The organism is Gloeocapsa sp. PCC 7428, assembly GCF_000317555.1.
Lineage (GTDB): Bacteria > Cyanobacteriota > Cyanobacteriia > Cyanobacteriales > Chroococcidiopsidaceae > Chroogloeocystis.
Map to the genome: position 1 here is coordinate 4,250,994 of NC_019745.1, position 25,288 is coordinate 4,276,281.

The window sequence follows — 25,288 nt, forward strand, 5'->3', positions numbered from 1 at the left end:
ACGGCGCTTCTCTTACCAATTATTTATGACTCATTACCCAAAAACAAAGAGGAAAAAATGGGACGCTTAAATCCATACTCGCTACAAATGCAGATTACCCGAATGTTCGAGCAAGGACAATCATTTTTTGCTACTACAAAAGTACAAGATTGGTTGAAAGAACGCAATCAAAATCCCGCCGACTACGACATTATTTTCCATCAAAAACCTGCGCCACCTGGTTCGCAAGAAGTCATCGCGATTGAAATCGAGTTACGGCGTAAAGACGGACAACCTGTCGATCCTTGGTTGCAAGAACAAGCAAATTTACACGCTTGAGCGAATGACTTCGCAGCTTCATAAACCCAAGTACACCAATTTAGAGTTCTGAGTATAGCAGCGAACAAAACTCAAAACCTGTTTTGGGTAGCCCCGACTTCAGTCGGAAGGTATCTGTAATACATAAAGGACATTCACCCTAATCTAAATCATGCTATGTCGCAGGATAAAAGCGTACCCGTTCTGTCTAGTAAGCTTAAATGCAAGTGAGTACTAAATTTGAGGATACTGCACAAATTGCCACATTTAACTGTAATTGCTGATCTACGTCAAAGCCTGCTATTTTAGCTAAAAGTCATTTGGGAGTTGATTCAAGCTTATTCATTGTTTAGGGACTAGTTCATTAAAACAACCATCCCAGACCATGAGAAATTTACTCGCGATAACTTTACTCACCGCCTTGAGTATAAGTGAATTAGGTTTCGCTACTTCTATTGCACTATCTCAAAGTCACATCCACTTAGCCCAAGCTGCAAGATGGCAATCGCTTGCCAAAATCTCAGTAGCACAAGCTAGAAGAACCGCAGAATCAGCAATGGGCGGTAAAGCTAGCAGCGTAACGCTTGCTGATCGAAACGGTGGCTTAGTCTACGAAGTTATTGTTGGCGACACAAGAGTGATTGTTGATGCTGGTAACGGTTTTGTTCTCTACTCAGAGAATACGAATTTAGAGGATGAAAATAACGCAAATGACGAAGATTCCTTTCGCCCGCGCAGCAGTCTTCAGATTCCTGATAGCTACGAATGAACTAAAAACAAACAAAAATTTAAGCAATGAACCTCATTTGGTTACTACTGCGGGCTTCTTGGGTAAATGTAGCGATCGCTGTATTAACAGGACTCATTAGCGGTGGTTGTAGCGCCCGTCTGATCGCACTTATTAATAGTGCTGTCAATCAGCAATCAACGTATAGCCTTTTATGGTACTTTATTGGACTTGCAGTAGTTGCATTATTAACTAGTGTCATTTCGCAAGTTTTACTCATTAGTCTTGCTCAGGAAGCAGTTTATCATTTGCGGTTGCGTTTGAGCCAGGGAATTTTATCTTCGCCGTTGCGACATTTAGAAGAACTCGGCGCAAGTCGTTTACTCGCAACTTTAACCGAAGATGTACGAACGCTATCCAACACAATATTTGTCATTCCCTTCTTGTGTATAGACATCGCAATTATTGCAGGATGCTTAATTTATCTCGGTTGGCTTTCAGGTGTTGTCTTTTTGATTGTCATTGTGTTTTTGGGAACAGCGATCGCCAGTACGCAATTTATGCTGACTCAGGCGGGCAAATTCCTTTCCTTAGCGCGCGAGGAGGAAGACAAGTTATTCAAACACTTTCGCGCCATTACCGAAGGAATTAAAGAACTCAAACTTCATGCGCAGCGCCGTCAAGCATTTTTATCAGACGAATTGCAAATCAGTGCTGCGACATCTCGCGATTATAATCTAACAGCGTTTAAGACATTTGCGATCGCAACTAGTTGGGGGAACTTGCTTTTCTTCACTATTGTTGGTTTATTAATTTTTGTTCTGCCACAATTAACGAACGTTTCTACTTCGATACTTTCTGCCTATATTCTCACGATTACCTATTTACTCGTTCCTTTCCAAAACATTTTAGAAAGACTTCCAGCATTATTTCGTGCTAATGTTGCCTTGCACAAAATTGAAAAAATGGGGTTAGCCTTAGCAAGCCAAAAAGAAATTCATAACTCATTAGATTTATCAACAACTCACTGGAATAAGTTAGAACTCGATCGCGTTACTCATACCTATCGAAGCGATCGCGAAGATAGCCATTTTGTGTTAGGACTCAGTTTAACTTTTCATCCTGGTCAACTTGTGTTTATCGTTGGTGGTAATGGTAGCGGTAAATCAACCCTTGCCAAAATCATCACAGGGCTATATATTCCTGAATCAGGTAATATCCGCTTAGACGATAAACTCATCAACGAGCATAATTTAGAGTGGTATCGACAGCACTTTTCTGTTATCTTTTCTGATTTCTTTTTATTTGATCGTCTTTTAGGACTTGAAACAAATTCCCTCGATCGACAAGCAAAAGAATATTTAGAAAAACTTCAATTAAACACAAAAGTGCAAGTTAAAAATGGTTTACTTTCCACCACCGCCCTATCACAAGGTCAGCGAAAGCGCTTAGCGTTACTCACAGTATTTTTAGAAGATCGCCCGATATATCTATTCGATGAATGGGCATCTGATCAAGATCCGTATTTCCGAGAAATCTTCTACAATCAACTACTACTAAACCTCAAACAACGTGGTAAAACAATAATAGTCATCAGTCATGACGATCGCTACTTTCACTTAGCAGATCGAATCATTAAATTAGATTACGGCAAACTAGAATACGACAGCACAGCTACCTACTCATAGCGTTTCACTTTGAAGTTGCTACAAATAGGTAGCTTCAGGAGCCTGCGCCGTGCGGGGGTTTACCCCGTTGAGGCGACTGGCGTGAGCAGAGGAGAAATTAATTGTAGTTCTCATTTAGTAAAACAGTATCATAATAATTCACCTTCATCTCTTTCCTCTGTGTCTGGAGTGGTTTGTTCTCATAAATCTTCTAAAATTTATTTTTATCTACTTAAGATAATTAAGTCTTACTAGCCCATAAAAATATGTTTAAACTGGTAGATTTTTAGCAAAAACTATGCATTTAAACAACTGCTCTTTTTAAGCCAACAACGAGTAAACATTTCATAAAATCAGTTTCTTGTTCTTAAAAACTGTCTCAAAAATAACATTTTTGAAGTTTTAAAAGTGAAGTAGAAAAAATATATTTTTAGCAAGAAACTGTTACAAAGTTTTTGTTATGAATTAGTAATCTTTATCGAGAAACTGTTAAATAAAAGACACTTTTTTATAAGTGCTACATATATTGTCTTGTCATATCAAGTTGAGCGCAGCAGATTTGCTGCATAACTAAAGATTCCTAGCGGAGAACGCCTGTAGGCATCCGCTGCAAGAAAATAGTGAGGAGCAGCTATGAAGCGAAGAGACTTCATAACAACCATTGCTGCGTCTGCGGGTTCAGCATATGCGGCGATGAAAGCGTTGGATTTGCTAGAACAGCCAGCCACAGCACAACAACCACCATCGTCAAAAGAACCATTTCAGTTACAACGCCGAGGAAGTCGCAAGCGCGCGATCATCCTCGGTGCGGGTTTAGCAGGAATGGCTGCGGCTTATGAATTGGGCAAAGTCGGTTATGAATGTGTCATTTTAGAAGCGCGATCGCGTGCGGGTGGTAGATGCTGGACGTTGCGTGGCGGTGACAAACTCACCGAAATTACTGGCACAACACAAACAGTACAATTTGATCGCGGTTTATATTTCAATCCTGGACCTGCGCGGATTCCCTACCATCACGTAACGATCGACTACTGCAAAGAACTTGGTGTTGAGTTGGAAGTGATTGTTAACCTGAGTCGCCAGCAATACATCTACCAAGAAAACGCAGGTCCTTTGTCAGAGAAAAAAGTTCATGTGCGCGAAGCCGTCACCGATATGCGCGGCTATATCTCCGAACTTCTCGCCAAAAGTATCAATCAAAACGCGCTGAATGCATCCCTGACAACCGAGGATAAAGAAAGGTTAATTGAGTTTTTACGGACGTATGGCGGTCTTGACCCTGACTTATTTTATAAAGGGTCAAGCCGTCGCGGGTATGCAACACCACAAGGTGCAGGCTTGCAACCAGGAGAAGTTGGCGATCCTTATGATTTAAGTGCATTGTTGCAACTTGGTTTTGCTGGTAACGAAGCGTTTGAATGGGGCTTCGATCAACAAATGACGATGTTCCAACCTGTGGGGGGAATGGATCAAATCGCCAAAGCTTTTGAACGCCGTGTTGGTAACTTGATTAGTTACGAGGCGGTGGTTAAAGAAATTCGCAAGTTATCTGATGGCGTAGGGATCATCTATACGGATAAATCAGGAAACCAGCGCCGCATTCGCGGAGATTATTGCATTTGTACGATTCCTTTATCGGTGTTGAAGGATATCCCTTCTGACTTTTCTCCTGACATGAAAGCTGCGATCGCCAGCGTCAGTTATGCCGTGACTGGTAAAAGTGGCTTGCAATTCAATCGCCGTTTCTGGGAAGAAGACGAAAATATCTTCGGTGGAATTAGTTGGACTAACCAAGATATTAATCAAATTTGGTATCCCTCAAACGATTATCTTTCTCGCAAAGGCGTGGTATTGGGGTATTACAACTTTGGTTCTGTCGCTGCTACTGTAGGTGCTTTATCACCCGAAGCACGAGTCGCACTCGCCCTCGAACAAGGCAGCAAAATTCACCCCCAATACAAAAATCACTTTGAAAACGGTCTTTCCCTTTTCTGGTCAAACATTCCCTACAGCTTAGGTGGATGGGCAAGTTATACCACTGATGTTAGAGCACAATACTATCCCAGACTCAATGAACCCGACGGCAATATCTACTTAGCCGGAGAACACCTTAGTTATCTTACCGGATGGATGGCGGGAGCTTTGGAATCAGCGCGTTTAGTGACCGCCAAAATCAACGCTTTGGCATAAGTTATGTCAAGGAAAGTTGATGGAAACACTTCTTAACTTTATGCACAAGCATTACTAATCACAAGGAAATAAGAGCAATGACACGATATTTGAGCCGAGTTTTTAAACTAGGACGTTGGTTAATTCTGAGTGTTTGTGTCAGCATACTTTTAATAAGTCTTCTTGGTGTTGATGTCCAAGCAGCCGTAAAAACGGCACCCTGGATGGTTACATTTTTTGGTCCACCTGAGTCGCCCATTTCCTCGGCTGTTGCAGTACCGCCGATTAAGGCTTATTACTGGACGAGTGGTACAGTACCGCCTGTGATAGATCCCAATGCACCAGCGGGTAGTCGCGAACGTTATGGAGATACCAAAACTCAAGCAATTGGTACCTTAGAACGTATTCAATCGCTGCTACAAGAATCTGGTTTGAGTTTATCGGATGCGATCTATCTTCGCGTTTATCTTGTTGCCGATCCATTCAAAAACAACACTGTCGATTACCAAGGTTGGTTTGATGCTTACGCGCAGTTCTTTAACAACCCAACAAATCCTGTGAAAGTCGCACGTTCAACACTTGCGGTTGCAGGACTTGTTAACCCAGACTGGTTAATTGAAATTGAAGCGGTTGCAGTCTATCCAAAAGTTGGTAAATCATTCCCCTGGTATTTACTATTCCATTAAAAACGATGGATTTACATCATTGGACGATTCTCGGTGCATCTGCTATTAGTTGCTGGAGTATCTTTACTGCTCCAGCAGTAGCTGAGATAAAAAGAATTGAGTATACGCTTAGATCTCAACCAAATCAAACTTTCACAACATTAATGCAAGAGGCAGAATCTTTAGCAAGCAACCTTGTTGAGCAAGGATTTGCAGAAAATAATGTCACTGAAGTTTCTGTTAATATTTTAGGCGAACGCCACGGACAGCAAGTGCCGCTTTTGTCTTCTAGAGTCGCGCGTGCTGATTGGCAAAAGCAACCAGGAATTCAGCAATGGACGCGGTACTTTCGTACTTCTGCGGTATTACTAGGCTTTTACAAACCAGAAGAGCCAAACCAAAGTCCGATTTCGGCTTTTCCTAACTCAACAAGCGAGTCGGTTGCAAATCCTACATCTGGTGATAGCGCAGTCCAGCAACGTTCTTTACCTCCTGGCGTTCCCGCTGCGATTCAGCAACAAATTCCAAGCCCGACTATTGATAGTTCAATCCAGCAACCGCCCCCATCACCAACAAATCCTATTCCGCAGATGAATCCAACGACGCCGAATACTCCCCTCGGAGGCGCTAGCCCTGAAGAAAGTGACCCAGGATATCGGTAGGTTTATCAGGAAGAAAGATTAAGCAGTGACAACGCGATCGCGTCCTGTGGTTTTAGCGTGGTATAGTGCTGCATCTGCTGCTTGAATCAAGGCTTCGGGAGTTGAACCGTGTTGCGGAAAACAAGCAATTCCCAGTGAAAGCGTTACAGTACCTAGTAGTTGTTGGCGATGTTGAATGCGTAAATGTTTGACACCTTCACGAATTTGTTCTGCACGCTGTTGAACAACGTCTAAAGAAGATTCAGGGAGAATTAACATTAATTCTTCACCACCATAGCGACAAGCAATATCTGATTTACGAATATTGTTTTGCACAAACAAGCCAATTTCGCGCAAGACAACATCACCCGCCTCATGACCGAACGTATCATTAAAGCGCTTAAAATGATCGACGTCGATCATAATCACGCCTAAAGGTTGCTCTTTGCGATCGCAGCGAAACAGTTCGCGTTCGAGCGATTCTTCCATGTAGCGGCGATTGAATAGATTTGTCAGCGCATCGCGAATACTGTGGTTTTGCAATTTCTCGCGCAATTTTAAGTTAGCTAACGCCCAGCCGATATGTTCTGCAACTGTAATAGCTAGCTGTTTTTTTCCTTGAGTTAACCCTAATTCTGAACAACCCAAATGCAATAGTCCCAATGCTTCACCCTGCGCCATCATTGGTACGCAGAGATATTCAACACTTGAAGAACCAGTACAATCGAGATGTTGACACACTAAGCCTGTGTGCGTGTTCTCGACGTAATGCAACCTACCGCGTCGCAGCGCCCAACAATCATCTGATTTAAATAGCGTATGGCTGCTAGAAATACTACCCCACGTTGCCACCGCTTCGACTATATTCCGAGAGGCATTAATCAGAAAAATTCCACCAGATAGCTTTGGGAATAAAGGTTGTACTAAACTTGGTAAAGTTTTGTAGGCTTCTTCTACAGTTTGGCAAGCTTGTAGAATCTCACTCATCTCGCCCAAGAGCGTAATTTCGCGGTTACGTTCTTCTAATTCACTCACCCAGCCAGTTAACTTTGCATTTGCTTGCTGTAGTGCTTGTTCTGTCAGTTTGCGTTCGGTGATGTCCATCGATACACCCACCAAACGCGTTGCTTGATGAGTGTCATCGTAATAAACTTGCCCTTGACTACCTATCCAATGTATGGTATGGTCTGATAAAAAAATCCGAAATTCAACCTGATAGTTGCCATCTCCTTCGACTGCACGAGTAATACTTTGCTCAACAATTGTGCGATCGTCAGGGTGCATGACATTAATAAATTCTTGATAAGTTGCACAACGAAGGGCTGGAGGAAAACCAAAGATTAAAGCTAACCGCTCAGAAAAAGTGACTTGGTGCGTTAGCATATCCCAGTTCCATATTCCCATTTGGGCAGCTTCCAAAGTAAAATTCAGCCTGGCTTCGCTAGTGCGTAATGCTTCTACAGCCTGCTTGCGTTCGGTAATATCGCTTCCAATTCCGAGAAATCCGGTAATGTTACCATCGATGTCGCGTAAAGCTGTTATTGATAACAAAACTGGAAACTGGCTACCATCTTTACGAATATAAGTCCATTCTTGTTCGTCGATTTCTCCCCGCCGTGCTTGGGCGACAAACACATCAAAGCCAGGAGTGACGTGTATTCCCATAGCTGATAGTGCTTGCGATCGCTGTACTATTTCTTGAAGATCGTGAAAAATCACTGGTGTTGTTTTGCCGACAATCTCTTGGGCAGAGTAGCCTAACAGTTTTTCAGCAGCACGATTAAATGTACAAATTGTACCATCTATGCTAGTGGAGATAACAGTGTAACTTGTACTATCTAAAATTGCGGTTTGTAGCGTATTGGTTTGGCGTAAGGTTGCTTCAATTTGCTTTTGCTCGGTGATATCGATACCAGTACTAATGATATATTCAACAACTCCATCCGCATCGAGTAGCGTTGTATTTGACCAAGCAATTAAGTGGCGATCGCCATTCTTGGTTATCCAGTAATTTTCACATTGTTGCGGAAACTCAACTTGCACTTGGCGAAATAGCGCGATCGCTTGCGCGACATCCTCTGGAGAAATAACTAAATTCCAAAAAGTCTTACCTCTAACTTCACTAAAAAGATAGCCAGTTAACTTTTCACAAGCTTGATTAAAACGAACAATTTTACCTTGAGTATCCGTAACGAGAACTAACGCACCACTTGTATTGATTACTGCGGAGGTAAAGTCACGTTCTTGTTCGAGGATAAGCTCAGTTTGCTGGCGCTGATTAATTTCTCGATATGTGAAATAATATACTGCACAAAGCAAACACAGATTGAGTATAATACCAGCGGTAAAGGCAGAAACTGTAAAGTAAGAATTTGCTTGAGCTTGTCGCGATCGCTGCTGTAAAATCGCATTTTCTTGCTGCTCAAATTCATGGATAGTTTGGCGAATTTCATTCATGAGGCGTTTACCTCGCCCTAACAGCATGAATTTTTTTGCCGTTTCAAAATCAAATTTCTTTCGTGTATCAATCACATACTGACTAACGGCAATTCTCTGCTGAATAAGTGACTCAAGTTTCTTTAGATGTTGCTGATACTTTGGATCGCTTCCTATTAAATATCTCAACTCTTCGAGTTGTTGAGTAACTGAAGCAGTTGCTGCATTGTATGGCTCTAAATAATTGTCCTGACCAGTAATAACATAACCCCGCTGCCCAGTTTCCACATCTTTCATTTGAGAAACTACAGCTTCTAGTTTTTCTAGGATTTCATGCGAGTTTGTTGCTTGGTTATAAGTGCGAATAAGTCCATTCAGATTACGGTAGGAAACAATACTAATAATAATTAAAATTAGCGAAGCTAAACCAAATCCTGCTGCAACATTTTTGAGAAAAGAACTACCTTGTTTTATTTTTTGACGTCGAGTCGTAGCACTATCTAATTCTCCCAAATTTCGGCGTAACTCGATTAGTTGAATCGTTTGAAGCGCAAGTTTCCGTAATGCTTCTACCTGGGCAAAAGTGAGTTCTCGCGGAACATAATCCATAACGCATAGCGCGCCTATACTGTAACCTTCAACCGTAGTCAGAGGTACGCCTGCATAAAAGCGAATATAAGGATCTGAAGTTACTAGTGGACTCGTGGCAAAGCGTTCATCAGCTAAGGTGTCTGGAATAATGAAAATATCCGATTGACTAATAGTATGCGTACAAAAAGAAAAGCGACGCGGGGTTTCTGTCGTTGTGATTCCCACCTTCGATTTAAACCATTGGCGTCGTGTATCGACCAAGCTAATGTAGGCAATAGGTGTCTGACAAATGTATGCAGCTAAGGTCGTAATTCCGTCAAAGGTTTTTTCAGGAGCCGTATCAAGAATGTGGCACTGGTAAAGTGCTTGTAGTCTGGCAACTTCGTCTGGCGATGAACTTTCGGTGTTACCTTTGACTCCTTGGCTCATTGTTGAGTTCATCTCTGCTCCATTAACGCATGACTTGTTGCAATTGAGTCATTAAAGTTTGCGCTAAAGCTGCCGAAGATGACTAGAGTAAGTTCACGGAATCTTTATACTATTTACCTCTAAAGACTGATGTTTATTGTAATTTGTCCAGGTATCCACGCACCCGAATTGACGCAAGAATTCGTTCAAGGGCTAAACGCCACTTCGAGTCATATCAACAAGTTTTTGGTTTTTCCAACGCACGACTATGCAGTGTTGTCACCACTCCATATTTTGCAGTTTTTACAATCGCAGCTTGGCGATCCGCAGCAGTCATCCCCCGCCGTTGTCTTTATCGCTTTTAGTGCAGGCGTAGTCGGCGCAGTTACAGCAGCAAGCCTGTGGCAAAGTTTAGGCGGACAAGTCTTAGCCTTGATTGCCATCGACGGTTGGGGAGTTCCCCTTTTTGGCAACTTTCCCGTACATCGCCTCAGTCATGATTACTTTACGCACTGGAGTTCTGCAATGCTAGGAAGTGGTAGTGCTAATTTCTATGCCGAACCTGCGGTCGATCATTTAACATTATGGCGATCGCCACAAAATGTTTCCGGTTGTTACACAAAAAACTCACAACCCCTACTGCACCTGACTGCTGCTGATTTTGTGATTATGCTGTTAGAGCAATACAGAAGAGGTCAGGGGTCAGAGGTCAGAGGTTAGAGATCGCGTGCAGCGAAGGAAGCTAAGGTGAATATCTTAATTCAAATCTAAATCATCTCAATTTTAGTTATAGCAATGGTCAGCATAGTTAAAACATTCATTATAGAAGCTGAGAATCATTGTCTTGGAAAGTTTGCGCTCTTCGGACAAAAACCTTTGTACGCAACGCAAACCACTGCTCCAATTACAGCTAAGCATCGTCTAGCTCCTGTTTTAACTCTGACCCCCGACCCCTGACCTCCGACCCCTAAGCTTATGTTTCCTGTTGAAGAACCACCCGATTTTGGTAGAGGATTTCGCGCCTTACTCAAGAATCAACCTTTCATGTTGATGTGGATTGGGCAGTTGTTTTCCCAAATCGCTGATAAAGTTTTCTTTGTTTTGCTGATTGCGCTGTTGGCGAGATATCAAACAACTCCAGGTATGGAAAACTCGATGCGATCTACACTCATGCTGGCATTTACACTACCCGCAATTTTCTTTGGTTCGGCTGGCGGAATCTTTGTCGATCGCTATCAAAAAAAACCTGTCCTTGTTGCAGCAGATATCGTGCGCGGTGTCCTCACGATCGCTATTCCGTGGTTGCCAAGAGAATTTTTAATTTTGTTAATTCTGACGTTTACTATCTCCACGGTGACACAGTTTTTTGCACCCGCAGAACAAGCTGCAATTCCGCTGTTGGTAAGGCGAGAGAATTTAATGGCAGCAAATGCCTTATTTGCAACAACAACAATGGGAGCATTAATCGTCGGCTTTGCGGTAGGAGAACCTTTGCTGAGTTTAGCGCGTAATTGGAACACTGAATACGGTGGAGAATTATTAGTAGGTGGGTTGTATTTACTTTCTGGCGTTATTATGCAACTTGTCACCTTCAGAGAAAAAGCCCCCGCAGATATCAAGTTAAAAACAGTTCATCCTTGGAGTGACTTTAAGGCAGGCTTGCGCTATCTCCAACGCAACCGCCTAGTGTGGAATGCGATGCTGCAATTAACACTTTTATACTCAGTGTTTGCAGCGCTAACCGTTTTGACAATTGAGCTTGCGGCAGAAATTGGTTTAAGAGAAACACAATTTGGCTTTTTATTAGCAGCTTCGGGAGTCGGGATGGTTGTGGGTGCAGGAGTTTTAGGACATTGGGGCGATCGCTTTCACCATAAACCTTTGCCTTTGTACGGATTTTTAAGTATGGCGTTTGTGCTTGCGGTATTTACTTTTACCAGTAGTTTATCATTGGGTTTGGGATTAAGTGCATTACTCGGCTTGGGTGCATCACTGATTGGTGTCCCAATGCAAACTTTAATTCAACAGCAAACTCCGCCAGAAATGCATGGTAAAGTGTTCGGATTTCAAAACAATGCAGTTAATATTGCCCTGAGTTTACCACTGGCAATTACTGGACCTTTAGCAGATGCCCTCGGCTTACGCACTGTGCTATTAGGAATGAGTATTTTTGTCGTTATCGTTGGATTTTGGGCGTGGAAAAACACGCGCAGTACGCTGCGCGATGTGCTTTGATCCGCTTTTGCCTGCATGATGGTTACATTGGGGGTGCAGGGGAGAGGATTTGGATGTATTGCGATAAGTTTTTGAATTGATGTGATAATGCAATGTCAAAAGTAATATTTATTTTTGCAAGTATTTTTTCTACTATTAGACACAAGAAATCTACTGAAGATTAGAATAGAATTTCGAGTTAAAATGCATTTTAAAATACAAAAGCCAACCCTAATCAAGTTAGCCATTGCGTGAGGTCTTACCAGTGCGTTCACGAAGCGTTCCCTACGAAGAGTCGCGATCAAACAACATCTCCCTAGAAACTGAACCTCGGCTCAAGCCCGAAGTCTCAGCACCACCAATTAAAGCACCAAAACGGGCAACAGGTGGTTATGCCCTAATTGACAGTCTTAAACGTCACGGTGTCACACATATTTTCGGTTATCCTGGTGGTGCAATTCTGCCAATTTATGATGAACTGTATCGCGCCGAAGCTGCTGGCGGAATTCAGCACATTTTGGTAAGACACGAACAAGGTGCGGCGCATGCAGCCGACGGCTATGCGCGGGCGACTGGAAAAGTCGGAGTCTGTTTTGGAACTTCCGGTCCAGGGGCGACAAATTTAGTGACAGGAATCGCCACCGCACACATGGACTCGATCCCAATGGTCATTATCACTGGACAAGTACCGCGCGGAGCTATTGGTACAGATGCGTTTCAAGAAACTGATATCTACGGGATCACGCTACCAATAGTTAAACACTCGTACGTTGTGCGCGAACCCAAAGATATGGCGCGCATCGTCGCTGAAGCGTTTTACATCGCAAGTTCTGGACGTCCAGGACCTGTTTTGATCGATGTCCCGAAAGATGTTGGTTTAGAAGAGTTTGACTATGTTCCTGTAGAACCAGGAAGCGTTAAGCTACCAGGATATCGCCCGACGGTCAAAGGAAATCCTCGGCAAATTGTCCAAGCTATTGACTTGATTCGTCAAGCACGGCAGCCGCTATTGTATGTTGGTGGTGGCGCGATCGCCGCAAATGCCCACGCTGAAGTCAAACAACTCGCCGAATTATTTAATATTCCTGTAACAACAACGCTGATGGGGATCGGTGCGTTTGACGAACACCATCCGCTATCGGTAGGAATGTTAGGAATGCACGGTACAGCGTATGCGAATTTTGCGGTGAGTGAGTGCGACTTGCTTATTTGTGTTGGCGCAAGATTTGACGATCGCGTCACAGGTAAGTTAGATGAATTCGCTTCGCACGCTAAAGTCATTCACATCGACATCGATCCAGCAGAAGTTGGTAAAAACCGCACGCCCGATGTACCGATCGTTGGTGATGTGCGCAACGTTCTCAAGGAATTATTGCGCCGCATTCACGCTGCGGGAATCTCTAGTACGCCAAATCAAACGCAAGAATGGCTCAATCGCATTAACCGCTGGCGGGAAGAATATCCTTTGGTCGTACCACACCACGACCACAGTATTGCACCGCAAGAAGTCATTTTTGAGGTTGGTCGCCAAGCCCCAGATGCGTACTACACAACCGATGTCGGTCAACACCAAATGTGGGCAGCACAATTTTTGAAAAATGGTCCGCGTCGTTGGATTTCCAGCGCTGGATTAGGAACGATGGGCTTCGGCTTACCTGCTGCAATGGGCGCAAAAGTCGCGTTACCCGATGAGCAAGTTATTTGTATTAGTGGTGATGCTAGTTTCCAAATGAATCTCCAAGAGTTGGGAACACTAGCACATTATGGCATTAATGTCAAGACAATCATTATTAATAATGGTTGGCAAGGCATGGTACGTCAATGGCAACAAGCGTTTTATGGGGAAAGATACTCTTCCTCAAATATGGAACCGGCGATGCCAGATTTTGAGTTATTGGCAAAAGCGTATGGTATCAAAGGAATGGTGATTCGCAGTCGCGATGAATTACAAGATGCGATCGCCGAAATGCTAGCGCATGATGGTCCAGTTTTAGTTGACGCCCACGTGACCCGCGATGAAAACTGCTATCCTATGGTTGCCCCAGGTAAGAGCAATGCTCAAATGATTGGCTTACCCGAACGCCCCAAAGAGGAAACAGTAGCTGAACTCATCTATTGCAGCAACTGCGGTGCAAAAAACGTCAGCACGAACAAATTCTGTCCAGAGTGCGGGACTAAATTGTAAGCCTAGCAATTGAAGTTGCGGCTAATCAAACGAAAACCACCTCTGTGGTTTAATGACTAAAACTGATCAAATAGTGTGCTGCCGCGCACACTTTGCATATCTAGCCCCAGACTTCAGTCTGTGGGCTTAAATATTATTTGTACAGAAAATCTGTTTAACTCGCAATTGGCACATTTGCAAAAGGTTCAGTATTAGGAATATAAATATCAATCACGTTGACTTGCATTGGTACTTGTAACCATACATAAGCATCAACCGCAGTTTGGTTAGTACTTTGCATCGCACCCAACGACACAACCCCTGTTGATTCACCGCTAATGACTCTATATGTCTCATTTGTTCCTGGATTGCGGGCTGTTGTATCATTTAAGTCGATGTTTTCTGAGAGGGGGGTATTTGGTTTAAGCGCACGGATACGCATCTGTACGTTGACAACATCAAACTGACCAGGAATTCGGTTCACTCGGATTAATTCGACTTGCCCTTGATTACTTAAAGCAGGCTGCACAAACCTACCTGGTTCTAGTGTTGCGGTTGGGGATGGCGTTATAGTGGAATCGGGTGCAACCGCAGGTGGTGGGACTGGAATGTTACTATCTGTTGTGTTGGATGGGTTAGTAGCAGTTGGCGACGGTACGGCGGTTAATTGCTCTAGGGAATCTTCTAGCGCTTCTACCTCGCGTTGTAGTGTAAACACTCGTGCGAGTGTCAGCGAACTCAAGATGATTGCCAAAGTAGAAAGCGCGATCGCAAATCTTGATAGCAATCTATTAGAACGTCTTGAATATAATTCGGTCTCGACGTTGGGTCTTTTGTAGTTTCGTCGTAGTATTCCCATAATTGCTACACATTACAGCTTCTAAAATACACAAAATTTTACTCGTTCGTTGTTGCAGCAGTTTTCGCGTCAGTAAAGTAAACAACTTACTAGTTTTCAACCTCACTGTTATTGCGTTCAAGTTCGTGGCATACTCGCTAAATGAATTTGTTTGACTATCAGTAACAGCGATCGCGTGAAGCTTAAGTATATTAGCTTACTACTCCTATTTTTCTTTGCCCAAGGCACTAAATCTGCAATTGCGCAAACACAACCTGCAACTGAACAGCAATCGCCACAACAGCTTTGCTCTGCACAAATTGGGACAGCTATTGAACAGATTACCAATCGTCCTCAATTTAGTCGATTGCGGTGGGGAATTTCAATTCAAACACTCACCACAGCGCAAAATCTTTATAGCCAAGATGCGCAAAAGTATTTTATTCCAGCATCAAACGCCAAATTACTTACAACCGCAGCCGCGTTGCAACGACTAGGTTCGCAATTTCAAATTCGTACCTCCGTTTATGCGAGTCGTGGCGGTTTGCGGATTGTCGGGCGCGGAGATCCCAGTTTCACTGACACGCAACTACAAGCATTAGTTCAACAGTTGAGTCGTCGCGGAATTCGCCAAGTCAACCAACTCATTGCTGATGATAGTTACTTTCGCGGTAGTGTAGTCAATCCTACTTGGGAATGGGAAGATGTTCAGGCAGATTACGGCGCGCCAGTTGGTAACTTTATTTTGAATCAAAACGCGGTAGAGCTAAAGTTATTGCCCCAACAGATCGGTCAACCGTTACGGGTACAATGGACTGATCCAGCCGAAGCGATATGGTGGCGGGTTGAAAATGAATCTTTAACGGTTCCTGCGGGGGAAACAACGACAACAAGTGTAAGTCGCGATTTAAAAGGTGCAGTACTGCAAATTGCAGGTAACTTGAGTATCGATGCTGAACCGCAATCAGTTAGTCTAGCAGTCGTTGAACCTACAGAACACTTTTTACGACATTTTCGTCGGGCGCTCGCAAATGCAGGAATTACAACTCAGCAAACAGTTGTCGCGCGTACGAGTCAAGAAAATACTCAGGAACTTGCCGCAGTTACATCACCACCACTCACCCAACTGTTAATCGAGACGAATCAAAACAGCAATAATCTCTATGCTGAAGCATTATTGCAGGCGATTGCGGCTCAAGCAAGTAGTGATACAAGTAATAATGGTCTAGAAATTGTTCGTAATACCTTAACAACCTTGGGTATTGCTCCTAGTGGATATGTATTAGCCGATAGTGCTGGTTTATCGCGTCACAATTTAGTCAGCCCAGAAGCTTTAGTGCAAACGTTAAGAGTCATGGCGAGTTCCCATGTCTATCGGAATTCTTTACCCGTTGCGGGAATTAGTGGTACGTTGAAAAGCCGCTTTCAAAATACACCCGCACAAGGTATTGTCCAAGCAAAAACTGGCACGATGACTGGTGTTGTTGCATTATCAGGTTATCTCAATGCGACTAGCTATGAGCCGTTAGTTTTTAGCATTCTTGTTAATCAATCCAATTTACCAGCAACAGCAATTCGGCAAGCAATTGATGCGATTGTACTACTGTTAACTCGTTTGCGTCAGTGTTGAATCGATATTATTTTCGTAACTTCTCCCATTGAATTAAGGGAGAGCGAGACGGAGTAGGGGGCTTTAATACCTTTGAAACAACTTCTAAATACCAACCGCTTTAGTTACAAAAAATTGCATAACGTTAAAAAATACTGCAATTAATTGCGATATTTCTATCAGCTAATAATAATGACACTAAAGATAATTTTTCGCTATTTTGTCAAGGTTTGTAACAGTTTTGTTAGCTGGGATTTCCTCGAAACGCTCTTGTCATTGACTAGGAAACCTTTGAAACTGAGGCTTTAATAAAATGCAAAAATCCAGCAAAAACAAGGTCAAATATCCTTGGTGGGCTGGAAATGCCCGATTTATTAACTTGTCAGGAACATTTCTTGTTGCGCATATTGCACACGCAGCAATAGTCTGTTTTGGTGTGGGTGCGTGGATTTTGTGGGAGATTGCGCGCTACTCGCCAACCCAACCAATGTATGAGCAAAAGCTATTTTGGCTACCGCGCTTAGCAACTCAAGGATGGGGCGTGTTAAATAATCAAGTGATTGATACCCAGCCTTATTTTCGGATCGCTGTTGTCTTAATTATCTCATCGCTTGTATTTGCATTCGGTACTTGGTTTCACCGCACTAAAGTTGCCGAAAGTTTAGAAGAGGAGAAGCCAGTAGCACGTCGCTATCATTTTAGCTGGGATGACCCGAAAAAGTTAGGGTTGATTTTAGGTAATCATCTCATTTTTTTAGGTTTAGGCGCGTTACTTGTCGCCGCTAAAGCGATGTTTTTCGGTGGTTTATACGATGCTAATCTGGGTGCCGTGCGAGTTGTGACGAATCCAACGCTAAATCCACTGGTAATTGGCGATCGCATCTTGCATCTATTCACCGTAAACAACTTAGAAGATGTCGTTGGCGGTCATATCTACGCCGGTGTACTGCTCATTTTAGGCGGAATCTGGCATCTTTCCCGCGAACCTTTCGATTGGGTCAAACGGCGGTTTATCTTTTCTGGAAATGCAATTTTAGGGTATTCGCTGTTTGCGCTGTCACTCGTTGGATTTGCTGGGGCGTTTTATTGCGGATTTAACACGCTGGTGTATCCTGAAGAGTTTTATGGCGTGCGATCGCAGTTTAATTTATTTCTCTTACCGCACTTTTATACCCCAGGCGATCCCGAACCAACATCGCGAATTTGGTTAGCGAACGCCTATTTTTACCTTGCGTTTGTTGTTCTTCAAGGTTCCATATGGCATTTTGGGCTAGCTGCAAGTTACTTTGAGCCAGTATTAGAATCTTGGAAAAATGCTTTCTCAGAAATCTTACCCAATCCCAACTTAGCGTATCAAAAACATTTTAATTACCAGCCACAATCTAATTTAGATACATTTTACGAAACTCCAACCATCGAGCAAAAACCAGCTTTTGCTTATCAGCAACCTGCGAATGACAATCTTTATAATCCTTCGCGCCCGAACGGAAAGCAAAGCCTCGTTAACCCACAGCAAAATCAAAAAGTTCTTTACGAATTTAGCTATCCCAGAAATCATTTAAACCCGTTTTACGAAACTCCAACTGAGGAACAATCTCATCTAAACTATCCACACTCAATACCGCGTAAACTCTACGAAACAACTTACCAAAGCCGCAAGAGTTCGCAAGGAAAAACCTTTAGATATGGCGGATAGATAAAACCCCACCTCCAATTCAAGGGGCTTCCGAACAAAATAAATTAAAATCCCCCAAATATTGGGGGATTTAGGGGGCTTCTTGAAATCTCAAGTTTGAACCAGGGAATTATTGGAGAAAACGTTCTAACTTAAACCATTACAGATGTGATCGAAATACATCCCAATTTCTCCACCCGCTTCAGCACCCACTAAGCGAGTCGTAACTTCCTTCATGGCTTGAATTGCTTGTATCGTAGGCTGGATAGGAACACCCAACGAATTGTAAGTTTCCTTAAGTCCGTCCAGCACGCGCTCATCCAAAATTGAAGGATCGGCTGCTAGCATCGCATAAGTAGCATAACGTAAAAACAACGTTAAATCGCGGATACAAGCAGCATAACGCCGAGTCGGATACATATTCCCACCAGGACACGTAATATCGCCATACAGCAACGAATTTGCTACAGCTTCGCGGATGATATTAGCAGCATTATTACTAATTGCCGATGCAGCTTTGACACGTAACTCACCTGATTGGAAATATCTTCTGAGTTTTTCTAATTCCTCGGTTTCTAGATATTTGCCGCGTTGATCTGCTGGGTTAATGAGCGAAGTAATCGTATCTTGCATTGCTTTCTTCTCAAACTAAAATTGGTAAAAAGATTGCAGAAATTAACTTCACAAAAATTGCGTTTGAAGATCTAGTACATTGCGCGAATCAAATAGTCAAAATAAGGCTTGGCGATCGCCGCCTCTTCACTACTCATCATGTTGGTTGCAACTTCTTTTAGGCAACGCATACAATTGCCTATATTACTGACAGGAACGCCTAGAGAAGTATACATTTCTCGCATTCCATCTACACCAATGTCTTCGAGGGGTTTCATGTTACCTGCTAAGACGGCGTAGGAAATTAATCGTAGATACCAGCTTTGATCTCGTTGACATAATGCTGTCTTTTGAGGATCGCCGCTATTACTCGGTGTATTCGGAACAACTTGCCAAAAGCGACGGCTGCCTTCCTGCACAATTTTTTGTTCATTTTGTGTCAAGATTTGAGCAACTTTTAACCGCTGTTCTCCTGTTCTGAAAAAATCTTGTAGCTTATCTAGCTCAGTATTACTCAAAAAACGATTAGCATCATCTGATTGAGCGATTACTTGTGCTACTATGCTCATTTGCTGTCCTCCACAAAATTGAGAACTTTATTAGCTTTTTTTTAACTCTTATTTCTAAATAAGTCAGCAAAAATTCTCACAATTTAATAAACTAATTTATAACTTTACAATCAAAGTTTTATAGGGTTTATATAGAGATTACTCTATTGATGATTTTACATTTTTATTTAGAAAAATAATAGAGATAATTTTATTTGTATAAATCAAGAATTTTATTAATCTGCATTTGAAAGAAGTAACAAAAAATTACAAATAGTCATTATTTTGAGATTGGGATAAGGTCTATATTGCCATCATAAATTTGTAGCAAGACAACATAACAATTGACAAAATGGTTTTTCAAAAACTATCCTATTTTGTATACTTGGCGAAAGCCTGCGGCAAGCTCTTTTGCGTCTTCTTTAAAAAAGAACTTACATACAGTTTTTACATCGTCGGCAAATCGGGAGAAGAACTGCTTTTAAATGTCCGCGAGGTTAGTTGGTGAAAGCGCCCAAGAAAAATGATTCCGGCGATCGCCACTCCAATCGACTGTCCTATCCACAATCCAACACTCCCAAAACCAAAGCGAAATCCTAGCAAATAGCCACTCGGCAATCCTACACCCCAAAATGCCAGTACACTAAGTAACATTGGCACCCGCGTATCTTGCAGTCCGTATAATGCCCCCATAGCTGTTTTTTGCACACCATCTAGAGGTTGAGCGATCGCCGCAATTATGATAATTGGCAGTGCAAGTTTGATTATGCTAGCGTTTTGCGGATCGCGGATATCCAAATACATGGCGATAACTTGCTGACGATAGGTGAGAAGGGCGATCGCAGTCAGTGCCATAAATAAAAAAGCCATTGATCCACCGATATACCCTGCAAGACGCGCACCTGCGAGGTGTTGCTGTCCTAACCACTGACCAACACGCGCCGTCACTGCGTAAGACATTCCCAGTGGTACCATAAAAATTACCAGCATTGTTTGAAAAACGATCTGATGTGCTGCTAACGCCTCAGTTCCCAACATCCCCATTAGATAAGTTACTACTGCAAACAGTCCATACTCCAAGGCGATCGTAACGGCGATCGGTACTCCAGTTCGTAGCAACTGCTGAATAATATGCGGTTTCAGGCGATGGAAACCTTGTAAGAATCGATAATGCTTAAGTTGCTCGTGTTTGAGTGTGTAGACAAGCAAAATCAAAAACATGACCCAAAAACTGAGTCCACTCGCTAACCCCAAACCTGCCAACTCCATTCGGGGAAATCCCAGCTTACCGTAGCCTAAAACATAGTTACCAGTCACATTTACAAGCGTTCCTAAAAAGACAATTACCATCACTGGACGGGCTTGAGAAAGCGCCGATACATAGCTTCTCAACATGGCAAACCCTAAGGCGGGGAAAATTCCCCACAAAATCAAGTTAAGATATCCATCAGCTAACGCAACGGTTGTTTTTGCTTGTCCTAGGTGAACCATTACCGCATCCAAATGCCCAATTAGGAACATCATGGGTATGCCAAGTAGCAACGATAGCCATAGTCCCTGACGTGCAATTTGCTCGATTTGCGTTTTGTGTCCCCCACCATATGCGATCGCCACAAGTGGGCTGACAGCGATGACGATCCCGCTAGCAATATTTAACAACAGCTGAAACGTCGTCGATGCTAATCCTCCAGCTGCGAGACTCTCCGCGCCCAATTGTCCCATCATTAAAGTATCGACAAACCCAACAATGGCTTGCGCCACCTGCGCACTCGCGAGAGGAACCGCGAGTTTGAGAAATTCGCGCATTTCAATTTTGATATTTGGCTTTGCAAGCATTCGAGTGCCTCTTTGCTGCAACACATATTCATCGCTTAAAATCTATAAAAATTGCCCGATCGCAGACTACTCAAACCTTGCGCGACTATTACAATCTTGCGCACCAAAAGTTGAATCAAATGCAAGCAAACAGTCTTCATCCTCCGATCTATACGAGTGAAAAATACGGTTGGCAAAACATTTTGGTTGAAGAATTTTGTCAACCTCCAGGACAAGAGAAATATCAAAGCTCAATCGGACATACGCTGTGCTTATCTTTAAACTCGCGTCCCGCGCGGTTGTCGCAAATGATCGGCGATCGCCGTTACACAAGTCTCATGACTAAAGGCGATATCTCAATTATTCCGGCGAAGTCGCTGCTTTCTTGCCAATGGAATCACGAGGATCGCTACTTGCGAATTCGGATCGCGGATGCATTTCTTCAGCAAGTCGCGCAAGAAACTGTTGCGATGGACTCGAACCGCGTAGAACTTTTACCAGAATTTCGAGTCCGCAATCTTCAAATCGAACAAATTAGCACCATGCTTTTGACTGAACTTTATGCTGGAGGATTCGCAGGGCAGCTTTATGTCGAATCGCTGACAAATATCTTAGCCGTACATCTACTGAGGAACTATTCTGTTGTCTCGCCGTGCATTGTGTTATGCGATCGCGGATTGAGCGATCGCCAACTGTTACGAGTGACGGATTATATTAACGTTCATCTAGCTCAAGATATCAAACTATCTGACTTAGCCCAACTGCTAGAGATGAGTCAATTTCACTTCAGTCGATTATTTAAGCAATCAACCGGAGTCGCACCGCATCAATATGTACTTCAGCAACGAGGAGAACGCGCAAAGCAGTTACTCAAAACAACAAAACTACCCGTTATGGAAATTGCCATGCAGTGTGGCTTCAGCAGTCATAGCCATTTAGGTAAATGGATGCGACAGCATACCGGAATGACACCTAAAACCTACCGAGCTAGCTAGTTAAATCGTTGCCAAATAGTATTTTCCTTGATTTCCTCAAGTGCGATCGCCAAAGCTAACGTTATTGCGTTAGTAAAATAATTTGCTATGATATTAAAGCCCATGAGCGGATGTGGCGGAATTGGCAGACGCGCTAGATTTAGGTTCTAGTTCCGAGAGGAGTGGAGGTTCAAGTCCTCTCATCCGCATTTTTATTCTCAAGCTTGTACCGCTGTTGAGGAGCTATTGTTACTTATTGTATTGAGACAATGTTTTTACAGAAGATCTTCTAATATGAAAAGAAATTAGTCTCAAAAACTAGACTATCAACAATAGGGAGCATCCCAAAACCTCAAAGCAAATAAGATGTTAGGCAAGCTAGTACGCGATCGCTATCAGATTGTTCAAATCCTCAGCACAACAGGATTATGTCATACGTACCTTGCCAAAGATACGCATCAGCAGCACCCCACAACTTGTATTGTTAAAAATTTTCAGTCGGTTAGTGACCATCCTGAGTCTCTAGTAACTCTGAGAGGACTATTTTTGAGAGAAGTAGAAGCCTTAAAAAGGTTAGGTGACTACGACCAAGTACCTCAACTTCTCGATTACTTTGAAGCGAATCAAGCGTTTTACTTAGTGCAAGAATTCGTCGCGGGAAATCCGCTAAGTACAGAATTTGAACCAGGACACAAATGGAGCGAAAGCCAAGTCGTTGAGCTACTACAAGAAGTCTTACTCATCCTAGAGTTTGTTCACAGTCACGGGCTAATTCATCGCGATATCCAGCCAAGTCACATTATTAGAAGACGACAAGACGATCGCTTGGTGTTAGTTGATTTTGGTTCAGTAAAACAAGCTTGGACGCAAGTGGTTACGAATCAAGGAAAGACGAGTTCTAACTATTTTCTCAGTGGACCTGCAACCATTGCAATAGGCACAGCAGGCTATACGCCAACCGAACAAGCCCAAGGAAGACCACGCCCTAACAGTGATATCTATGCCCTGGGAATCATTGGCATTCAAGCTTTGACAGGTTTAAATCCCACACAATTTACACAAAATTCCGAAACAGGAGAAATTAGCTGGCAAGACAAATGTCAAGTTAGTCCTAAGCTTGCGCAGGTACTCGATAAAATGATCTGCTATCACTACAGAGATCGCTATCAAAGTGCAACAGAAACACTGCAAGCATTACAACCTTTAGTTAAAAAGCATCTATCTCCACAAGTCGTTACCAAGAAAAGGACGGATTATGCTAAAGACTTAAAACAGCAAACTTTTCTTAGTAAACCAGCGCTACTCGTTGGAAGTTTGATTGGCGGCGTTGCTGCTATTTTAATTATTGGTGGCAATTACTATTTCACGCGATCGCCACAACGTACTCCACAACCAAAACCGTCTGTTTCACTTTCCCCACGTCCCACGCTTAACAATATTGTCTTAGATAAAACACTTTCAGGACATTCTGATACCGTTTGGTCAGTGGCGGTAAAACCTAATAGTCAAAATATTCTGAGTGGTAGCAGCGATCGCACAATTAAACTGTGGAATGTCTCAACTGGTCAAATCCTGCAAACGTTTTCTCGGCATTCGGGTACAGTTTGGTCAGTGGCGGTGAGTCCTGATGGACAAAGGTTTGCGAGTGGAAGTAGTGACAACACCGCAGATGTTTGGGATTTAGCAACAGGAAAATTTTTGTGTACGCTTGCTGGTCATTCAGGTACAGTTTGGTCTACAGCTTTTAGTCCAGATAGTGCAACTGTTGCTACCGGAAGCGACGATCAAACGATTCGTCTATGGAGTATGAGTACAGGAAAAGAGTTTCGTCAGTTGTTAGGACATTCGGGTGCAGTTAGAGCGATCGCCTTTAGCCCTGATGCACAATACTTAATCAGTGGCAGTAGCGACAAGACAATTAAAATTTGGGACTTCCGTACTGGTAAGGTTTTAAGAACATTGCAAGGACATAGCGATCGCATTCTCACATTAGCAATTAGTCCAGATGGGCGATTACTCGCGAGTGGTAGCGTAGACAAAACAATCAAAATTTGGCAAATCAGTACTGGAAAATTACTCCATACTTTGTCTGGGAATTCTCACTGGGTTAATGCTGTCGCGTTTAGTCCTGATGGAACTTTACTTGCCAGCGGTATTGGGAAAAAGTTAGAAGTTTGGGAGATAAGTACCGCCGAAAGGATACGCACACCGTTTCAAGAAGCAACTGATATTACTGCTGTTTATTTCAGCGCGGATAGCAAGCAGCTTATTAGTAGTAGCAGAGATAATTCTATCAAGATTTTGCGACTGTAGTAATAGATTTTTTTATCTTACGGCTTTGAGTTATTGAGTCGTTGATAGTTGACAAAGTCTTCCCACACTCTCTTCACTGATCTCTGACCCCTGCTATATTTCTATGATATTTTCTTCTCCTGCTAAGAAAAAAATGTTTCCTGTACGTTCATCCATGCGAACGATATTGATAGGTAAGTAAAGCTTAGTGAACCAGCAGCGTAATATATAGCACTGCGTTTTTTGCTTTGGTGTAGAGATAGCCTGAACTTTTCAATCTTCAATATGCCGTGATTATCGCACACCAGCTAAAATAAATGCGATCGCCTCTTGCTTATGCTTTGTCAGCATTGCTTTACTTAAAACCCGCTTACCTTGAGGATGTTGTTGAATATTTCCCGCGCCGATGAAATAAAACAAACAAGTTCCCATAATATTGATTGCTGACACAAAAGGATCGAGCTTGCGAAAGACTCTCGCACTCACTCCTCGTTCTAAGATATTTATCAACGTTGTATCTATGCTTAAAGAACTACTGCGCTTATAGTATTTTCCCTGATTTTGTACAGCTTCATGAAACATAATTGTTGGTAATTTCGGGTTACGCACGACACAATCAAGTAATGCTGTCAAAAATTTCTCTAATGCTGCTTCAGGAGATAGATTGTCTAAATCTAATTGTTGAATAGTTTGCAAAAGGTCAGCGTGCGATCGCTCCAATACTGCTTGATATAATCCTTCTTTGTCTTTGAAGTAATAATAAATCATCGACTTCGCTACGCCTGTTTTGGCGGCGATCGCTTCGGTTCTCGCCGCCACTAAACCGTGTTGCGCAAATTCTGCTTCTGCTGCTGCCAAAATAATCGCTTGAGTTGCTTCAGCATCACGATTCTTAGCGTTTTGTACCTTTTCAGATTTTGCTTGACGCGTCACAATGATTTCAACA

At 42.8% G+C, this 25,288-nt stretch carries 19 protein-coding genes and 1 tRNA gene; 14 read left to right on the forward strand and 6 right to left on the reverse strand.

The window, feature by feature from the left end; all coding sequences use genetic code 11:
• The first annotated feature begins 57 nt into the window (after window positions 1–57).
• The 6 genes from GLO7428_RS18760 (at window position 58) to GLO7428_RS26170 (ending at window position 6,187) form a co-directional block, all read left to right on the forward strand.
• Window positions 58–318, forward strand: a complete 261-nt coding sequence (locus GLO7428_RS18760) for a hypothetical protein (protein WP_015190151.1) — start codon at window positions 58–60, stop codon at window positions 316–318.
• A gap of 364 nt (window positions 319–682) precedes the next feature.
• Window positions 683–1,066 (forward strand): PepSY domain-containing protein, encoded by a 384-nt coding sequence (locus GLO7428_RS18765; protein WP_015190152.1) that lies wholly within the window; start codon window positions 683–685, stop codon window positions 1,064–1,066.
• 26 nt (window positions 1,067–1,092) lie between these two features.
• On the forward strand, window positions 1,093–2,712 hold the full coding sequence (locus tag GLO7428_RS18770) for a cyclic peptide export ABC transporter (RefSeq protein ID WP_015190153.1): 1,620 nt from the start codon (window positions 1,093–1,095) through the stop codon (window positions 2,710–2,712).
• Between the two features lie 612 nt (window positions 2,713–3,324).
• Window positions 3,325–4,881 carry a flavin monoamine oxidase family protein gene (locus GLO7428_RS18775; protein ID WP_015190154.1) on the forward strand — a complete coding sequence of 519 codons (1,557 nt, stop codon included), beginning with the start codon at window positions 3,325–3,327 and terminating at the stop codon, window positions 4,879–4,881.
• A gap of 77 nt (window positions 4,882–4,958) precedes the next feature.
• Window positions 4,959–5,546: a RidA family protein gene (locus GLO7428_RS18780; protein ID WP_015190155.1), complete on the forward strand. Its 588-nt coding sequence runs from the start codon at window positions 4,959–4,961 to the stop codon at window positions 5,544–5,546.
• Between the two features lie 5 nt (window positions 5,547–5,551).
• Window positions 5,552–6,187 (forward strand): hypothetical protein, encoded by a 636-nt coding sequence (locus GLO7428_RS26170; RefSeq protein ID WP_015190156.1) that lies wholly within the window; start codon window positions 5,552–5,554, stop codon window positions 6,185–6,187.
• An 18-nt stretch (window positions 6,188–6,205) separates the two neighbouring features.
• Here GLO7428_RS26170 and GLO7428_RS26175 read toward each other — a convergent pair whose 3' ends face one another.
• Entirely contained in the window at window positions 6,206–9,634 is a 3,429-nt protein-coding gene (locus GLO7428_RS26175) for a diguanylate cyclase (protein WP_015190157.1), read from the reverse strand.
• A 117-nt stretch (window positions 9,635–9,751) separates the two neighbouring features.
• On the opposite strand from GLO7428_RS26175, the gene GLO7428_RS18800 reads away from it, so the two are divergent.
• From GLO7428_RS18800 to ilvB, 3 genes are all read left to right on the forward strand, one after another.
• Window positions 9,752–10,321 carry a hypothetical protein gene (locus GLO7428_RS18800; RefSeq protein WP_015190158.1) on the forward strand — a complete coding sequence of 190 codons (570 nt, stop codon included), beginning with the start codon at window positions 9,752–9,754 and terminating at the stop codon, window positions 10,319–10,321.
• A gap of 255 nt (window positions 10,322–10,576) precedes the next feature.
• Window positions 10,577–11,836, forward strand: coding sequence for an MFS transporter (locus GLO7428_RS18805; protein WP_015190160.1), 1,260 nt, complete (start codon window positions 10,577–10,579; stop codon window positions 11,834–11,836).
• A gap of 340 nt (window positions 11,837–12,176) precedes the next feature.
• A complete protein-coding gene (ilvB, locus tag GLO7428_RS18810) occupies window positions 12,177–14,000 on the forward strand; it encodes a biosynthetic-type acetolactate synthase large subunit (protein ID WP_196797636.1) in 1,824 nt (607 codons plus the stop codon).
• Between the two features lie 154 nt (window positions 14,001–14,154).
• Here ilvB and GLO7428_RS18815 read toward each other — a convergent pair whose 3' ends face one another.
• On the reverse strand, window positions 14,155–14,766 hold the full coding sequence (locus GLO7428_RS18815) for a hypothetical protein (protein WP_051038455.1): 612 nt from the start codon (window positions 14,764–14,766) through the stop codon (window positions 14,155–14,157).
• A gap of 223 nt (window positions 14,767–14,989) precedes the next feature.
• Between GLO7428_RS18815 and dacB the strand changes: the two genes are divergently transcribed.
• Both dacB and GLO7428_RS18825 read left to right on the forward strand, forming a co-directional pair.
• Window positions 14,990–16,447: a D-alanyl-D-alanine carboxypeptidase/D-alanyl-D-alanine-endopeptidase gene (gene dacB, locus GLO7428_RS18820; RefSeq protein ID WP_196797394.1), complete on the forward strand. Its 1,458-nt coding sequence runs from the start codon at window positions 14,990–14,992 to the stop codon at window positions 16,445–16,447.
• Window positions 16,448–16,739: 292 nt separating this feature from the next.
• Window positions 16,740–18,122, forward strand: a complete 1,383-nt coding sequence (locus tag GLO7428_RS18825; RefSeq protein WP_015190164.1) for a chlorophyll a/b-binding light-harvesting protein — start codon at window positions 16,740–16,742, stop codon at window positions 18,120–18,122.
• Between the two features lie 126 nt (window positions 18,123–18,248).
• Here the strand turns inward: GLO7428_RS18825 and GLO7428_RS18830 are convergent, their stop codons facing one another.
• The 3 genes from GLO7428_RS18830 to GLO7428_RS18840 form a co-directional block, all read right to left on the reverse strand.
• Complete coding sequence (locus GLO7428_RS18830) at window positions 18,249–18,734, reverse strand: allophycocyanin subunit beta apoprotein (protein WP_015190165.1); 486 nt, start codon at window positions 18,732–18,734, stop codon at window positions 18,249–18,251.
• A 71-nt stretch (window positions 18,735–18,805) separates the two neighbouring features.
• Entirely contained in the window at window positions 18,806–19,282 is a 477-nt protein-coding gene (gene apcD / locus GLO7428_RS18835; RefSeq protein ID WP_015190166.1) for an allophycocyanin subunit alpha-B, read from the reverse strand.
• Between the two features lie 426 nt (window positions 19,283–19,708).
• Entirely contained in the window at window positions 19,709–21,097 is a 1,389-nt protein-coding gene (locus tag GLO7428_RS18840; protein ID WP_015190167.1) for an MATE family efflux transporter, read from the reverse strand.
• On the opposite strand from GLO7428_RS18840, the gene GLO7428_RS18845 reads away from it, so the two are divergent.
• The 3 genes from GLO7428_RS18845 (at window position 21,082) to GLO7428_RS18855 (ending at window position 24,363) form a co-directional block, all read left to right on the forward strand.
• Window positions 21,082–22,071 (forward strand): helix-turn-helix domain-containing protein, encoded by a 990-nt coding sequence (locus GLO7428_RS18845; protein ID WP_231295506.1) that lies wholly within the window; start codon window positions 21,082–21,084, stop codon window positions 22,069–22,071. The two genes, GLO7428_RS18840 and GLO7428_RS18845, sit on opposite strands and share 16 nt — an antisense overlap.
• A gap of 106 nt (window positions 22,072–22,177) precedes the next feature.
• Window positions 22,178–22,259: transfer RNA gene (locus GLO7428_RS18850), tRNA-Leu, on the forward strand.
• 157 nt (window positions 22,260–22,416) lie between these two features.
• Window positions 22,417–24,363, forward strand: a complete 1,947-nt coding sequence (locus GLO7428_RS18855; protein ID WP_015190169.1) for a protein kinase — start codon at window positions 22,417–22,419, stop codon at window positions 24,361–24,363.
• A gap of 273 nt (window positions 24,364–24,636) precedes the next feature.
• Here the strand turns inward: GLO7428_RS18855 and GLO7428_RS18860 are convergent, their stop codons facing one another.
• Window positions 24,637–25,275, reverse strand: coding sequence for a TetR/AcrR family transcriptional regulator (locus GLO7428_RS18860; RefSeq protein ID WP_041919335.1), 639 nt, complete (start codon window positions 25,273–25,275; stop codon window positions 24,637–24,639).
• Window positions 25,276–25,288: the final 13 nt, after the last annotated feature.